The sequence below is a fragment of the Azospirillum thiophilum genome, assembly GCF_001305595.1.
GTDB classification, from domain to species: Bacteria; Pseudomonadota; Alphaproteobacteria; order Azospirillales; family Azospirillaceae; genus Azospirillum; species Azospirillum thiophilum.
Window position 1 is genome coordinate 585,050 of record NZ_CP012406.1, and the last position, 14,270, is coordinate 599,319.

Sequence of the window (14,270 nt, forward strand, 5' to 3'; positions counted from 1 at the left end):
GATCGATACGGTTTTATGTATCGGCGGGGGTTGGGGCGGCGGTGGCGGTGGTCGGGTCGGGCAGCCCGCGCATCTTGCGTTCCGACGCCGCGCGCACCGCCGACAGCACCGTGCGGGCGCCCGGCGACAGCGGCCGGTCCTTCAGCCAGAAGATGCCGTAGGGCTCGACGCTGAAGCGCTTGTGGAAGGGCATCACCACGCAGCAGCCGCTGGGGGTGAAGACCCGGGCGAGCGCATGGGCGAAGACGGTGATCGAATCGGTCTCCGCCACCATCGCCATCGAGATGACGGGGGAGGCGCTTTCGATCACCCGGTGCGGCAGCCGGGCGCCCTCGGCGCGGAACAGCGCCTCCACCCGGTCGCGCAGCAGGGTGCCGACCGGCTGGAGAATCCAGGTTGCGTCCGACAGGTCGGCGGCGAGCAGCGGCCGGCCGAGCGCCAGCAGCGGGTTGCGGTCATGGCAGATGAAGCACAGCTCCTCGCTGCTGATCTCCTGATACTCGAAGGCGGTGGGGTCGAAATGGCCGGGCAGCCTGCCGATGGCGAAATCCATCACGCCCTGGTGGACCCGCTCGGCCAGCACGTCGCTGGTCTCCACCGCCACCGCGATCTTCAGGCCGGGATGCTCGCGGGTCAGGCTGCTGATCACCGGCACCACCAGCTCCACCGCCGGGGCCATCACCGTGCCGATGGAGACCCGGCCGCTGTGCCCGGCCAGCAGCGCGTTCAGCTCCTCGCCGGTCTCCTGCAACTCGCTGAGGATCATCCGGGCGTGGCGGATCATCAGGCTGCCGTACCAGTTCGGCTCGATGCCGCGGCCATGGCGGTCGAACAGCTCGATCCCCAGCGTCTCCTCCAGGTCGCCCAGCAGTTTGGAGGCGGCGGGCTGCGACATGGTCAGGCTGGCGGCGGCCCGGTGCAGGTTGCGGTGCTCGTCGAGCGCGGCGAAGAGTTGCAGGTGGCGCAGCTTCAGCCGCGCCTTCTGGAACCAGTTGGGGGGAAAGCGGGGGGGAGTCACGGGAAGGCTGTCTCCGAGCGGGAGGCGGCGCCGGGATACGAGATTTGGTATCGCGATTGCCGATCTTCGTATTGGACGATTATCAAGTGGCCCCTTATCGTTTGGGCCGTCAACAAATTTTCAAAACGACTTTAAAAAACGACGGCCGTGACGGCGGCCGATACGACAAGGGGGGGCGGGGAGGCATGCCGCAGGAAGCGCGTTGCGTCTGGCAGGCACGGGCGTTGCTGGGCGAGGGGCCGCTGTGGTCGCCGCGGCAGGAGGCCGTGTGGTTCGTCGACATCCGCGGATCCCGCATCCTGCGCCACGGGCTGGCCGACGGCGCGCAGGCGGAATGGGCGCTCGATGACGCCGCCTGCTGGCTGGTGGAGAGCGCGGATGGGGATGGTTTCGTCGCCGGCCTGCGCTCGCGCCGGGTGGTGCGGCTGCGGCTGGAGCCCGGCCGGGCCGTGGTGGGGGATGAGCTGGCACGGATCGAGCCGGAGCGGCCGGGCAACCGGCTGAACGACGCCAAGGCCGACGCCCAGGGCCGGCTGTGGGTCGGCAGCATGGACGATGCCGAGGAGGCGCCGGCCGGCAGCCTCTACCGCATCGACGGCGACGGCACCGTCACGCGGGTCGACGAGGGTTATACCGTCGCCAACGGCCCGGCGCTGGCGCCGGACGGGCGCATCCTCTACCACACCGACAGCGCGGCGCGGACCGTCTACGCCTTCGATGTCGGGGACGACGGCGGACTGTCGGGCAAGCGCGTCCACATCCGCTTCGCCGAGGCCGACGGCTATCCCGACGGCATGACCTGCGACGCCGAGGGCGGGCTGTGGATCGCCCATTGGGACGGCGGGCGGGTCAGCCGCTTCCATCCCGACGGCCGGCTGGACCGGGCGATCCCGCTGCCGGCCTCCCGCGTCACCTCCTGCGTCTTCGCCGGCCGGGACCTCGACCGGCTGTTCGTCACCACCGCGGCGCACGGCCGGCCGGAGGAGCCGCTGGCCGGCGCGCTGTTCGAGTGCGATCCGGGCGTCCGCGGCCTGCCCTGCGGCCGGTTCGGCGCCCCGCCATTATGAGTCAGGATCCGTTTTCGATGAAGGACCACACCGCCATGCCGCCCAGCGCCCGCCCCTACCGCGGAGTCTTCCCCGTCGTCCCCACCATCTTCACCGCGGCGGGGGACCTGGATCTCGACGGGCAGAAGCGCTGCGTCGATTTCATGATCGATGCCGGCTCGACCGGGCTGTGCATCCTCGCCAACTTCTCCGAACAGTTCGTGCTGACCGACGACGAGCGCAATGTGCTGATGGAGACCATCCTGGCCCATGTCGCCGGCCGGGTGCCGGTGATCGTCACCACCACCCATTTCAGCACCCGCGCCTGCGCCGGGCGCAGCCGCCGCGCCCAGGATCTGGGCGCCGCGATGGTGATGGTGATGCCGCCCTACCATGGTGCCACCATCCGCGTGCCCGAGGCCGGCATCGTCGAGTTCTTCCAAAGGGTGTCCGACGCCATCGACATCCCGATCATGATCCAGGACGCCCCCGTCAGCGGCACCGCGCTGCCGGCGCCGCTGCTGGCCCGGATGGCGCGCGAGATCGCCCAGGTCTCCTATTTCAAGATCGAGGTGCCGCAGGCCGCCGCCAAGCTGCGCACCCTGATCGAGCTGGGCGGCGACGCCATCGAAGGGCCGTGGGACGGCGAGGAGGCGATCACCCTGCTGGCCGACCTCGACGCCGGGGCGACGGGGGCGATGACCGGCGGCGGCTATCCGGACGGCATCCGGCAGATCGTCGACCCGTATCTGGCGGGAGACCGCGAGGCGGCGGTGGCGGCCTATGGGCGCTGGCTGCCGCTGATCAACCACGAGAACCGCCAGTGCGGCATCGCCACCGCCAAGATCCTGATGAAGGAGGGCGGGGTCATCGCGTCCGACGCGATGCGCCACCCGGTGGCCGATCCGCACCCGATCAGCCGCGAAGGCCTGCTGGATGCGGCGCGGCGGCTCGATCCGCTGGTGCTGCGCTGGGGGCGGTGAGGGGTTGCAGCGGTGCCCCCTCCCCATCCCTCCCCCGCTTCGCGGGAGAGGGGGCGGGATGCTTGGCGGGGAGTATGCAACGGAGCGGCGGCAGTCCCCTCTCCCGCAAAGCGGGGGAGGGTTAGGGAGGGGGCAAAACGCCCCCATCAAGGAGAGACACCCCATGACCATCACCGGCGAGATGCTGATCGGTGCCGAGAGCCATCGCGGCGGCCAGGGCGAAGTCCGCGCCGTCGACCCCGCCAGCGGCGCGGCGCTCGACCCCGTCTATGGCGGCGGCGGCGCGGCCGAGGTGGAGCGTGCCTGCGCGCTGGCCTGGGCCGCCTTCGACGCCTTCCGCGAAACCGGGCTGGAGCAGCGCGTCGCCTTCCTGGAAGCCGTCGCCCAGGCCATCCTCGACATTGGCGACGCGCTGATCGTCCGCGCCATGGCCGAGAGCGGGCTGCCGCGGGCGCGGCTGGAGGGCGAGCGCGGCCGCACCGTCGGCCAGCTCCGCCTGTTCGCCCAGGTGGTGCGCGAGGGAAGCTGGATCGAGGCGCGCATCGATCCGGCCATGCCGGGCCGCACCCCGCTGCCGCGCGCCGACATCCGCCAGCGCCATATCCCGCTGGGGCCGGTCGCGGTGTTCGGCGCGTCGAACTTCCCGCTCGCCTTCTCGGTGGCCGGTGGCGACACCGCCTCGGCATTCGCCGCCGGCTGTCCGGTGGTGGTCAAGGGGCACAACGCCCATCCCGGAACCTCCGAACTGGTCGGCCGCGCCATCCGGGCGGCGGTGGCGGATTGCGGCCTGCCCGAGGGCGTGTTCTCGCTGCTGTTCGGCACCGGCACCGAGATCGGCACGGCGCTGGTGGCCGACCCTAGGATCAAGGCGGTCGGCTTCACCGGCTCGCGCCGTGGCGGGCTGGCGCTGATGGAGGTGGCGGCCAGGCGGCCGGAGCCGATCCCGGTCTATGCCGAGATGAGCAGCATCAACCCGGTGTTCCTGATGCCCGCCGCGCTGGCCGCAAGGGCCGAGGCGCTGGGCGCGGGCTTCGTCGCTTCGCTGACCATGGGGGCCGGGCAGTTCTGCACCAATCCCGGCATCCTGCTCGGCATCGAGGGGCCGGACCTCGACCGCTTCGCCGCGGCGGCGGTGGCGGCGCTCGGCGGCAGCACCGCCGCGACCATGCTGACGCCAGGCATCCATGCCGCCTATGACGACGGGGTGACGGCGCTGGCCGGCAGCGGGGCGGTGACCACGCTGGCGCGCGGGCTGGCCTGCAACGGGCCGAACCAGGCGCAGGCGGCCTTCTTCAGCACCACTGCGGAGGCGTTCCTGGCCGACACCCGCTTGCAGGAGGAGGTGTTCGGTGCCGCGTCGCTGCTGATCCGTTGCCCGGACGCGGCGGCGATGGGGACGGTTGCCGAGCGGCTGGAGGGGCAGCTGACCGCGACGCTGCAGATGGAGGCGGCGGACGAGGCCGCGGTGGCGGCGCTGATCCCGGTGCTGGAGCGCAAGGCCGGCCGCATCCTGGCCAACGGCTGGCCGACCGGGGTGGAGGTGTGCCACGCGATGGTGCATGGCGGCCCGTTCCCGGCGACGTCGGACAGCCGCTCGACCTCGGTCGGGACGCTGGCGATCCGGCGCTTCCTGCGCCCGGTCTGCTACCAGGATCTGCCGGCGGGGCTGCTGCCGGAGGCCTTGCACGACGGCAACCCGCTGGGGCTGTGGCGGCGGGTCGACGGGACGCTCGGCCGGGACTGAGGATTTTCACACCGATCCGGTAACGCCGCGTCAGGGGGGAGCGCTGACGCGGACGGGGCCGTGCGCCCGTCTTCCGGGCACGGCCAACAGGGGCGCTCCCACCCAGGACCCTGCCAAGGGACTGATAAAAAACAACAAGCCAACATCACTTGAGGAAACGCAAATGGTCAGATCCACATTGCTGCTTGGCGCAGCCACCCTGTCGCTCGTCTCCGCCATGGCGCTGTCCGCCCCGGCCTTCGCCCAGGCGAAGTTCGACGTCACGCTGGGCGCCGACGTCTATTTCGAGGCCGGCTATGTCGACCAGGACCGCGACAGCGGCCTGCGCAACACCGAGTTCCGCAACCGCTACCGCCTGCTGGTGACGCCGAAGGCCAAGGCCGACAACGGGCTGGAATATGGCGCCCGCCTGCGCCTGCTGGCCGAGAACGGCGCCGGGAATGCCCGCACCACCACCAACGACCGTGCCTTCATCTTCGTCAACGGCAGCTTCGGCGTCTTCCATCTCGGCGTGGAGAACGGCCCGTCCGACGACAGCGGCGTCTTCGCCCCGTCCGACTGGGGAACCGGCGGCGTCGACGGCTCCTTCCCGTCCTGGCTCGGCGACAGCGGCGCCAACGCCCCGATCACCATCGCCAACATCCGCGCCCTGATCTCCGGCAACAGCGCCACCCGCGCCTCCTACTGGACGCCGGAGATCGCCGGCTTCAAGCTCGGCGTCTCCTACCAGCCGGATTCCGAAAGCAGCAACACCGACGTCAACCGCCGCAAGGTCAGCCTGCCGACGGCCAACCGCACCGGCGCCTATCACGACGTCTACGAGGTCGGCGGCACCTATTCCAACAGCGTCGGCGGGGCGACGGTCAATGCCAGCCTGTTCTATCTCGGCGGCAAGGCCAAGGATTCCAGCGTCTCGGCGGCGACCTTCGACGATTTGTCCTCGACCCATGCCGGCCTGTCCGTGGCCTATGGCGGGCTGAAGGTCGGCGGCAGCTATGCCTGGTCGGGCGACAGCGGCTATGCCAAGTCCGGCACCGCCGGCATCGTCAGCCGCGAGAAGCAGGATGTGTGGACGGCCGGCGCGCAATACACCTTCGGGCCGACGACGCTCGGCGTCGGCTATCTGAACGCCCGCGATGCCGGCGACCTGACGGTGCGCGGCCGCACCAAGTTCGAGCTGATCTCCGTCGGCGCCAAATATGTCGTCGCCCCTGGTTTCAGCATCAACCCGGAATACAACCACTTCAAGCTCAGCTCCGACGTCGCCGCCAACAGCGACAAGGGAGACATCTTCCTGATCCAGACCAATTTCGCATTCTGACCGCTTCGCACCGCCGCGGCGTTTCCTCCATCCCGCCGCGGCGGCGCGTCCCGGCGCGCTCTCCCTCGGGTGCGTCGGCCCCGGACCGTCCCGGGCGCTCATTGCAGGGCGTCCTTCCGGGCAACCGGGGTCACCTCGCGGCCGGGCGGCTTCCCGCCGTCCGGCCGTTTCTTTGCGCGGACATATCCTTTTCAGCATCGGACCGGCCAAGAATCATATTGGACAGTTATGGTTCCCGGCACTTAATGTAGACGATACGAACAAATCGGACCGGGCGGCGGTCCCCTTCTTTCCGCGCCCCGTCCAGCGGCCTGCCCCTTTCAAAAAGCACGGCACAATCCTTCAGGGAGTGAAACGGATGTCCAGGAGTTGGGTGAATTCCGCCGCCACCAGGGCCGCCACCAGGGCCGCCACCAGGGCCGCCGCCACCGCCATGGCCGCCGCCGCGGCGCTGCTGATCGGTCTCGGCACCGTCCAGGCCGCCGACGGCAAGAAGCTGGTGGTCGGCTTCTCGCAGATCGGCTCGGAGTCCGGCTGGCGTGCCGCCGAGACCAAGACCGCCAAGGCCGAAGCTGACAAGCGCGGCATCGAGCTGAAGATCTCCGACGCCCAGCAGAAGCAGGAGAACCAGATCAAGGCAGTGCGCTCCTTCGTCGCCCAGGGCGTCGACGCCATCTTCATCGCGCCGGTGGTGGCGACCGGCTGGGATTCGGTGCTGAAGGAGGCCAAGGAGGCGAAGATCCCGGTCATGCTGCTCGACCGCCAGATCGAGACCAAGGACCAGAGCCTCTACATGACCGCCGTCACCTCGGACACCGTGCATGAGGGCCGGGTGGCCGGCGAATGGCTGGCCAAGCAGACCGGCGGCAAGTGCGCGGTGGTGGAACTGCAGGGCACGGTGGGCTCGTCGCCCACCATCAACCGCAAGAAGGGCTTCGACGAGGTCGTCGCCAAGAACCCCGGCATGAAGATCGTCCGCACCCAGTCCGGCGACTTCACCCGCGCCAAGGGCAAGGAGGTGATGGAGAGCTTCATCAAGGCCGAGAACGGCGGCAAGGGCATCTGTGCCGTCTACGCCCACAACGACGACATGGCGGTCGGCGCCATCCAGGCGATCAAGGAAGCCGGGCTGAAGCCGGGTAAGGACATCCTGGTCGTCTCGATCGACGGCGTGCCCGACATCTTCAAGGCGATGGCCGAGGGCGAGGCGAACGCCACGGTGGAGCTGACGCCGAACATGGCCGGCCCGGCCTATGACGCGCTGATCGCCTTCAAGAAGGACGGCAAGGCGCCGCCGAAATGGATCCAGACCCAGTCGGCGCTGTTCACCCCCGACACCGCCAAGGCCGAGTATGAGCGCCGCAAGGACGCCTACTGATCGGGGGGTGAGGGGCCGGGAGAGTTCCCTCTCCCGTCCCGGGAGAGGGAAGGGGCCCGCCGCGAAGCGGTGGGAAGGGTGAGGGGCCAGGCACGAAGCCATGCGGTTCGGGATCCTTGCCCCACCCCTCACCCTCCCCACTTCGTGGGTCCCCTCCCTCTCCCGGGGCGGGAGAGGGCTCTTCGGCGGCCCTAAAATGTTATCGCGCATCCGGCGAGGTCCGTCATGACGGCGTCCACCGCTCCTTCCCCATCGGCGCCGCTGCTGGCGATCCGCGGGCTGTCCAAGGGCTTCCTCGGCGTCCAGGCGCTCGACGGCGTCGATTTCACGCTCCGCCACGGCGAGATCCATGCCCTGCTCGGCGAGAACGGCGCCGGCAAGTCGACGCTGATCAAGACGCTGACCGGCGTCTATCAGCGCGACGCCGGCACCGTCGCGCTGGAGGGGCGGGAGATCGCACCGCGCGGCGTCGAGGAGGCCCAGCGCCTGCACATCGGCACCGTCTATCAGGAGGTGAACCTGCTGCCCAACCTGTCGGTGGCGGAAAACCTGTTCCTGGGGCGCCAGCCGATGCGCTTCGGGCTGGTCGACCGCGGCGCCATGCGGCGGCGGGCGCGGGCGGTGCTGCAGCCCTACGGCCTGTCGCTCGACGTCACGGCTCCGCTCGGCCGCTTCTCGGTGGCGACGCAGCAGATCGTCGCCATCGCGCGGGCGGTCGACATGTCGGCCAAGGTGCTGATCCTCGACGAGCCGACCGCCAGCCTCGACGCGCAGGAGGTGGCGGTGCTGTTCCGGGTGATGCGGTCCTTGCGCGCGCGGGGCATCGGCATCGTCTTCGTCACCCATTTCCTCGATCAGGTCTATGAGGTCTGCGACCGCATCACCGTGCTGCGCAACGGCCGGCTGGTGGGCGAGCGGCGCACGGCCGAGCTGGCGCGCCTGGATCTCGTCGCCATGATGCTGGGGCGGGAGCTGGAGGCGGCGGCCCACCGGATCGAGCGCGGCCCGGAGGAACTGGACAGCCGGCCGCCGCTGGCGAGCTTCAAGGGGTTCGGCAAGGCGCGCAGCGTCGAGCCCTTCGACCTCGACATCCGCCCCGGCGAGGTGGTGGCGCTGGCCGGGCTGCTGGGCTCGGGGCGGACCGAGACGGTGCGGCTGGTCTTCGGCATGGACCGGGCCGACCAGGGCGAGGCGACGGTGGACGGGCGGCCGGCGCGGCTGAAGGGGCCGCGCGACGCGGTGCGGCTCGGCTTCGGCTTCTGCCCGGAGGACCGCAAGAAGGAGGGCATCGTCGGCGAGCTGTCGGTGCGCGAGAACATCATCCTGGCGCTCCAGGCCCGCCAGGGCTGGCTGAAGCCGATCCCGCGCCGCCGGCAGGAGGAGATCGCCGACCGCTTCATCCGCCTGCTCGACATCCGAACACCCGACGCCGAGCGGCCGATCCAGTTCCTGTCGGGCGGCAACCAGCAGAAGGCGCTGCTGGCGCGCTGGCTGGCGACCGAACCGCGGCTGCTGATCCTGGACGAGCCGACCCGCGGCATCGATGTCGGCGCGCATGCCGAGATCATCCGCCTGATCGAGCGGCTGTGCGCCGACGGCATGGCACTGCTGGTGGTCTCGTCGGAGCTGGAGGAGATCGTCGCCTACAGCCGCCGCGTCGTGGTGCTGCGCGACCGCCGCCATGTGGCGGAACTGAGGGGAGGGGAGGTCAGCGTGGAGCGCATCGTCGCCGCCATCGCATCTGAAACGAACGGCGCGGAGGTGCGTCCATGAATTTCTCCGCCGCCGGCGCGGCGCGCAACCTGCCGCAATATGGCGCGCTGATCGCCGTGCTGCTGGCCAACTGGCTGCTGTTTCCCGATTTCTTCGCCATCCGCCTGCAGGACGGCCGGCTGTTCGGCAGCCTGATCGACGTGCTGAACCGCGGCGCCCCGGTGGCGCTGCTCGCCATCGGCATGACCATGGTGATCGCCACCCGCGGCGTCGACCTGTCGGTCGGCGCGGTGATGGCGATCTCCGGCGCGGTCGCCGCCACCATGACCGGGGCGGGATGGGGGCTGCCGGCGGTGCTGGCGGCGTCGCTGGCCGCAGGGCTGCTGTGCGGTCTGTGGAACGGGCTGCTGGTGGCGGTGCTGCGCATCCAGCCGATCATCGCGACCCTGATCCTGATGGTGGCCGGGCGCGGCATCGCCCAGCTGATCACCGAGGGGCAGATCGTCACCTTCACCAGCCCGGCGCTCGCCTTCATCGGCGGCGGATCCTTCCTGACCGTGCCGATGCCGGTGGTCATCGCCGCCGCGGTGCTGGCGGTGACGGCCCTGCTGGTGCGGGCGACCGCGCTGGGGCTGATGATCGAGGCGGTCGGCGTCAACCGGCTGTCGAGCGCCGGGGCCGGCGTCAACACCCCGGTCGTGCTGGTCGCCGTCTATGCCTGGTGCGGGCTGTGCGCCGCGGTCGCCGGGCTGATCGTCACCGCCGACATCCGTGGCGCCGACGCCAACAATGCCGGGCTGTGGCTGGAGCTGGACGCCATCCTGGCGGTGGTGGTCGGCGGCACCTCGCTGCTGGGCGGGCGGTTCGGGCTGCCGCTGTCGGTGGTGGGAGCGCTGATCATCCAGGCGATGAACACCGGCATCCTGCTGAGCGGCTTCAAGCCGGAATTCAACCTGATCGTCAAGGCGGGCGTCCTGATGCTGGTCCTGCTGCTGCAATCGCCGACCCTGACCCTGTTCCTGCCGGCGCCGAAGGCCGGGCCGCGGACCGGGACCGTCAAGCCGCCGGTGGCGCCGACAAGCGGGGGGGTGAAGCCATGACCGGTGCACTCCAGCGCTTCCTTCCCCTGATCGTCACCAGCGCGGTGCTGGTGGTCGGGTTCCTGCTGTGCGCCGCGCAGTTCCCCAACTTCGCCTCCTGGCGGGTGGTGGGCAACCTTCTGACCGACAACGCCTTTCTGGGCATCACCGCGGTCGGCATGACCTTCGTCATCCTGTCCGGCGGGATCGATTTGTCGGTCGGGGCGGTGATCGGCTTCACCACCGTCCTGCTGGCGGTGCTGATCGAACAGGGCGGCTGGCATCCCCTTGCCGCCTTCGCCGTGGCGCTGCTGGCGGCCGGCGGCTTCGGCGCGGCGATGGGCGGGGTGATCCATGTCTTCCGGATGCCGCCCTTCATCGTGACGCTGGCCGGCATGTTCATCGCCCGCGGCCTGGGCTTCGTCCTGACCACCGATTCGGTGCCGATCAACCACCCGCTCTATGGCGAGCTGAACGACATCGCGCTGCGCTTCGGTGCCGGCGGCAAGCTGACCCTGCCGGCGATGCTGATGCTGGGGGTGGTGGCGGGCGCGGTGGTGCTGGCGCACTGGACCCGCTTCGGCGCCAACCTCTATGCGCTGGGCGGCAACCGCCAGTCGGCGGAGCTGATGGGCGTGCCGGTCGGGCGGACGACGGTGGCGGTCTATGCCCTGTCCGGGCTGCTGGCCGGGCTGGCCGGGATCGTCTTCTCGCTCTACACCGGAGCGGGCTATTCGCTGGCGGCGACCGGGGTGGAGCTGGACACCATCACCGCGGTGGTGATCGGCGGCACCCAGCTGACCGGCGGCTACGGCTATGTCGTCGGCACCTTCGTCGGCGTGCTGATCCAGGGGCTGATCCAGACCTACATCACCTTCGACGGCACCTTGAGCAGTTGGTGGACCAAGATCGCCATCGGCGTGCTGCTGTTCGTCTTCATCCTGTTGCAGAAAGGGCTGCTGACGGTCTGGGCCGGCCGCGGCGGCCAACCGGCGGAGGCGTGATGCCCATCGAGAGATTCCTGTTCGACATGGTCGATGGCCAGCCGGTGGAGGGGTTCATCCTGTCCGCCGGCGGGCTGGAGGCGACGGTGATCGCCCATGGTGCCCGGCTGGTGCGGATGATGGTGCCCGACCGTGACGGCAGGACGGCCGACGTCGTGCTCGGCTTCGACCGGCTGGCCGGCTATCTGGCGAGCGACGCCTATTTCGGCGCCACCTGCGGCCGCTACGGCAACCGCATCGGCGGGGCGGCCTTCACGCTCGACGGCGTGCGCCATGCGCTGAGCGTCAACGAGCCGCCCAACCACCTGCATGGCGGCGCCGACGGCTTCGACCGCCGGATCTGGCGGGCGGTGGTGGAGGAGGCGGACAACGCCGTCACCTTCATGCTGGTTTCGCCCGACGGCGACCAGGGCTATCCCGGAACCCTGACCGCCACGACGCGCTACCGGCTGACCGCGGACGGGGTGCTGGATATCGAGATGACGGCGGCCAGCGACCGGCCGACCGTCGTCAATCTCGTCCATCACAGCTATTGGAATCTCGGCGGCCATGGCTCGGGCTCCGGTCTGGGTGACGTGCGCGGCCACCGGCTGGCAGTGCGCGGCGGCTTCATCACCCCGGTCGGCCCCGACCTGATCCCGACCGGGGAGGTGCGGCCGGTCGACGGCACCGCCTTCGACCTGCGCGGCGGCATCGATCTGGGCGGCGTCGATCTGGGGGCGGCGCTGGAGCGGGCCGGCGGCTTCGGCTTCGACCACAACTGGTGCCTGGAGGGTCCGGCCGGCACGCTGCGCCCGGCGGCCTGGCTGGAGCATCCGGCATCGGGCCGCCGGATGGAGCTGGAAACCGACCAGCCCGGGCTTCAGGTCTACAGCGGCGGCTATATCGGTGCCCGGTCCGGCGGGCAGGTGGCGGGGAAGGGCGGACAGACCTACGGCCCCTTCGCCGGTCTGGCGCTGGAGACCCAGCGCTTTCCCGGCAGCCCCAACATCGGCCATTTCCCGTCGGCGCGGCTGGACCCCGGCGAGACCCGCCGGCACACCATGAGGTTGCGGTTCCTGACGGCCTGAGGGGCGGAGAAAAAATTTTCGGCAGAGGTGAATTCTGTGCTTGCCGGCCGCCGTCCATCCCGCTACATAAGCGCTCCCCGCGGCACCCAACGCGGTGCAGGGGGAAGCGCTCGTGGCGGAACTGGTAGACGCGCTAGGTTCAGGTCCTAGTGGCCGCAAGGCCGTGGGGGTTCGACTCCCTCCGAGCGCACCAACACCCCAAGTGTTGGTGTAGGGTAACAGAAGTATAGTGGGGCCATAGCTCAGCTGGGAGAGCGCTACAATGGCATTGTAGAGGTCATCGGTTCGATCCCGATTGGCTCCACCACTTCTGAATATTTAGGTCTTGTCTATCGGGGTGATGCCTTGTATAAGGCGCCGCTCCTCAGCGCGGGTGTAGCTCAGTTGGTTAGAGCGCCGGCCTGTCACGCCGGAGGCCGCGGGTTCAAGTCCCGTCACTCGCGCCACATTGCGGGCGTAGCTCAGGGGTAGAGCACAACCTTGCCAAGGTTGGGGTCGAGGGTTCGAATCCCTTCGCCCGCTCCAGTTTCCGGAGCGGAAGTTTTTGAGAGTTCGGGGTCCTGTAGCTCAGCGGGAGAGCACTACGTTGACATCGTAGGGGTCACTGGTTCAATCCCAGTCGGGACCACCATCCATGAAGGCCGGAACCCCCAAAGGGTTGCCGGCCTTCTCCAGTTTCGGGCCATCGCCGCCGATGCCAACGGCGGTGCGACCCAGGAGAAGCTGGTTGCGCTTCGGCAGCGAGACGCCGATGGGCCGGATCAGGCTGCCATGGCGCCATCCTGTCTTGACCGGCCCGTCTTGACCGGCCCGTCTTGACCGGATGGCGGGCCGTCCCGAAATCTGAGTGCAGTGAAAACCCGGAACAAGCGACAACCCGGAACACAGCCCGCCATGTCCGCGGTACGCCTCAACGACCAGGAGCGTCGCCGTCACAAGCTCCGCAACGCCCTGCAGTCCGTTCTGCTGGTGGGGAGCCTGACCCTGCTCGCGGCTGCCATCGGCTGGGTGCTCTTCGGCCCGGCGGGGCTCCTGTGGGTGGTCATCCTCCTCGGTACGGCGCTGGCCTTCAGCCCCACCGTCTCGCCCCAGGTCATCCTGGGGCTCTACCGGACCCGCCGGCTGGGCCGCGTCGAGCTGCCGGAGGTTCAGGACGCCCTCGCCACGCTCGCGCGGCGGGCCGGGCTGCCCGCCGTCCCCGAACTGCATTACCTCGCGACCCCGGTGCCCAACGCCTTCGCCGTCGGCTCGGCGCGGAGCAGCGCCATCGTCCTGACCGACGGCCTGCTGCGGGCGATGAGCCTGCGCGAGCTCGCCGGCATCCTGGCGCATGAGGTCAGCCATGTCCGGAATCACGACCTGCTGATCATGGGGCTGGCCGACATCATCAGCCGGGTCACCGGAGCAATGGCGACCACGGGGGTCGTCCTGCTGGTCTTCAGCCTGCCGGCGATGCTGATGGAACAGGCGGGGTTTCCCTGGCTGCCGATCCTGCTGCTGCTGGCGGCGCCCACCGTCAACACGCTGATCCAGCTCGGCCTGTCGCGGACGCGGGAGTTCGACGCCGATTTGGACGCGGCGGCGCTCACCGGGGATCCCGCCGGGCTGGCCTCCGCCCTGGCGAAACTCCAGCGTTACGATCCGGGATTCTGGGAGCGCGTGCTGTTCCCCGGCCGGCGCAATCCGCAGCCGTCCGTGCTGCGCACCCACCCGGCCACCGAGGAACGCATCGGGCGTCTTCTCTCGCTCCAGCAGACCATGCCCGTGCAGCCCGGTCCCGGCGCGCTGCCGGTCACGCTTCCCGGCCGGCTTCCGCCGCCCACCCATCGACCGCGCTGGCGGTCGTCGGGGCTCTGGCACTGAGCCTCCCCCCAGGGCTTCGCCAGAAGTGGTAGCCCGCTACCGCTCCGGTCA

11 protein-coding genes and 5 tRNA genes are annotated in these 14,270 nt (G+C 69.9%); 15 read left to right on the plus strand and 1 reads right to left on the minus strand.

What is annotated here, in order from left to right; genetic code table 11:
- Nucleotides 1–13: 13 nt before the first annotated feature.
- Nucleotides 14–1,018 (minus strand): LysR family transcriptional regulator, encoded by a 1,005-nt coding sequence (locus AL072_RS30970; RefSeq protein ID WP_045584804.1) that lies wholly within the window; start codon nt 1,016–1,018, stop codon nt 14–16.
- 185 nt (nt 1,019–1,203) lie between these two features.
- On the opposite strand from AL072_RS30970, the gene AL072_RS30975 reads away from it, so the two are divergent.
- The 15 genes from AL072_RS30975 to AL072_RS31045 all read left to right on the plus strand — a co-directional run bounded on the left by AL072_RS30975 (nt 1,204) and on the right by AL072_RS31045 (nt 14,219).
- Entirely contained in the window at nt 1,204–2,085 is an 882-nt protein-coding gene (locus AL072_RS30975; RefSeq protein ID WP_045584805.1) for an SMP-30/gluconolactonase/LRE family protein, read from the plus strand.
- 17 nt (nt 2,086–2,102) lie between these two features.
- Nucleotides 2,103–3,047 carry a dihydrodipicolinate synthase family protein gene (locus AL072_RS30980; RefSeq protein WP_245637064.1) on the plus strand — a complete coding sequence of 315 codons (945 nt, stop codon included), beginning with the start codon at nt 2,103–2,105 and terminating at the stop codon, nt 3,045–3,047.
- Nucleotides 3,048–3,210: 163 nt separating this feature from the next.
- Complete coding sequence (locus tag AL072_RS30985; protein ID WP_045584806.1) at nt 3,211–4,791, plus strand: aldehyde dehydrogenase (NADP(+)); 1,581 nt, start codon at nt 3,211–3,213, stop codon at nt 4,789–4,791.
- Nucleotides 4,792–4,954: 163 nt separating this feature from the next.
- Nucleotides 4,955–6,112 carry a porin gene (locus tag AL072_RS30990; protein WP_045584807.1) on the plus strand — a complete coding sequence of 386 codons (1,158 nt, stop codon included), beginning with the start codon at nt 4,955–4,957 and terminating at the stop codon, nt 6,110–6,112.
- Between the two features lie 358 nt (nt 6,113–6,470).
- The gene (ytfQ, locus tag AL072_RS30995; RefSeq protein ID WP_200909977.1) at nt 6,471–7,490 is read left to right on the plus strand and encodes a galactofuranose ABC transporter, galactofuranose-binding protein YtfQ; all 1,020 of its coding nucleotides are present in this window, start codon (nt 6,471–6,473) and stop codon (nt 7,488–7,490) included.
- 225 nt (nt 7,491–7,715) lie between these two features.
- A complete protein-coding gene (gene ytfR / locus AL072_RS31000; protein WP_045584809.1) occupies nt 7,716–9,263 on the plus strand; it encodes a galactofuranose ABC transporter, ATP-binding protein YtfR in 1,548 nt (515 codons plus the stop codon).
- Nucleotides 9,260–10,303 (plus strand): ABC transporter permease, encoded by a 1,044-nt coding sequence (locus AL072_RS31005; RefSeq protein WP_045584810.1) that lies wholly within the window; start codon nt 9,260–9,262, stop codon nt 10,301–10,303. Before ytfR ends, AL072_RS31005 begins: the two co-directional genes overlap by 4 nt.
- Nucleotides 10,300–11,286 carry a galactofuranose ABC transporter, permease protein YjfF gene (gene yjfF, locus AL072_RS31010; protein ID WP_045584811.1) on the plus strand — a complete coding sequence of 329 codons (987 nt, stop codon included), beginning with the start codon at nt 10,300–10,302 and terminating at the stop codon, nt 11,284–11,286. Before AL072_RS31005 ends, yjfF begins: the two co-directional genes overlap by 4 nt.
- The gene (locus tag AL072_RS31015) at nt 11,286–12,356 is read left to right on the plus strand and encodes an aldose epimerase family protein (RefSeq protein WP_045584812.1); all 1,071 of its coding nucleotides are present in this window, start codon (nt 11,286–11,288) and stop codon (nt 12,354–12,356) included. Before yjfF ends, AL072_RS31015 begins: the two co-directional genes overlap by 1 nt.
- A 106-nt stretch (nt 12,357–12,462) precedes the next feature.
- Nucleotides 12,463–12,549: transfer RNA gene (locus AL072_RS31020), tRNA-Leu, on the plus strand.
- Between the two features lie 38 nt (nt 12,550–12,587).
- Nucleotides 12,588–12,663 (plus strand) — tRNA-Ala (locus AL072_RS31025).
- 62 nt (nt 12,664–12,725) lie between these two features.
- A tRNA-Asp gene (locus tag AL072_RS31030) sits at nt 12,726–12,802 on the plus strand.
- A 4-nt stretch (nt 12,803–12,806) separates the two neighbouring features.
- Nucleotides 12,807–12,881 (plus strand) — tRNA-Gly (locus tag AL072_RS31035).
- 31 nt (nt 12,882–12,912) lie between these two features.
- A tRNA-Val gene (locus tag AL072_RS31040) sits at nt 12,913–12,987 on the plus strand.
- A gap of 263 nt (nt 12,988–13,250) precedes the next feature.
- Complete coding sequence (locus AL072_RS31045) at nt 13,251–14,219, plus strand: zinc metalloprotease HtpX (RefSeq protein ID WP_045584813.1); 969 nt, start codon at nt 13,251–13,253, stop codon at nt 14,217–14,219.
- Nucleotides 14,220–14,270 lie beyond the last annotated feature (51 nt).

Excerpts from the sequence above, each read along its gene's own strand:
- AL072_RS30985 (WP_045584806.1), top strand. The coding sequence starts at position 3,211 with ATGACCATCACCGGCGAGATGCTGATCGGTGCCGAGAGCCATCGCGGC.
- AL072_RS31045 (WP_045584813.1), top strand. The coding sequence starts at position 13,251 with ATGTCCGCGGTACGCCTCAACGACCAGGAGCGTCGCCGTCACAAGCTC.
- ytfQ (WP_200909977.1), top strand. The coding sequence starts at position 6,471 with ATGTCCAGGAGTTGGGTGAATTCCGCCGCCACCAGGGCCGCCACCAGG.
- AL072_RS30990 (WP_045584807.1), top strand. The coding sequence starts at position 4,955 with ATGGTCAGATCCACATTGCTGCTTGGCGCAGCCACCCTGTCGCTCGTC.
- yjfF (WP_045584811.1), top strand. The coding sequence starts at position 10,300 with ATGACCGGTGCACTCCAGCGCTTCCTTCCCCTGATCGTCACCAGCGCG.
- AL072_RS31015 (WP_045584812.1), top strand. The coding sequence starts at position 11,286 with ATGCCCATCGAGAGATTCCTGTTCGACATGGTCGATGGCCAGCCGGTG.
- ytfR (WP_045584809.1), top strand. The coding sequence starts at position 7,716 with ATGACGGCGTCCACCGCTCCTTCCCCATCGGCGCCGCTGCTGGCGATC.
- AL072_RS31005 (WP_045584810.1), top strand. The coding sequence starts at position 9,260 with ATGAATTTCTCCGCCGCCGGCGCGGCGCGCAACCTGCCGCAATATGGC.
- AL072_RS30975 (WP_045584805.1), top strand. The coding sequence starts at position 1,204 with ATGCCGCAGGAAGCGCGTTGCGTCTGGCAGGCACGGGCGTTGCTGGGC.
- AL072_RS30980 (WP_245637064.1), top strand. The coding sequence starts at position 2,103 with ATGAAGGACCACACCGCCATGCCGCCCAGCGCCCGCCCCTACCGCGGA.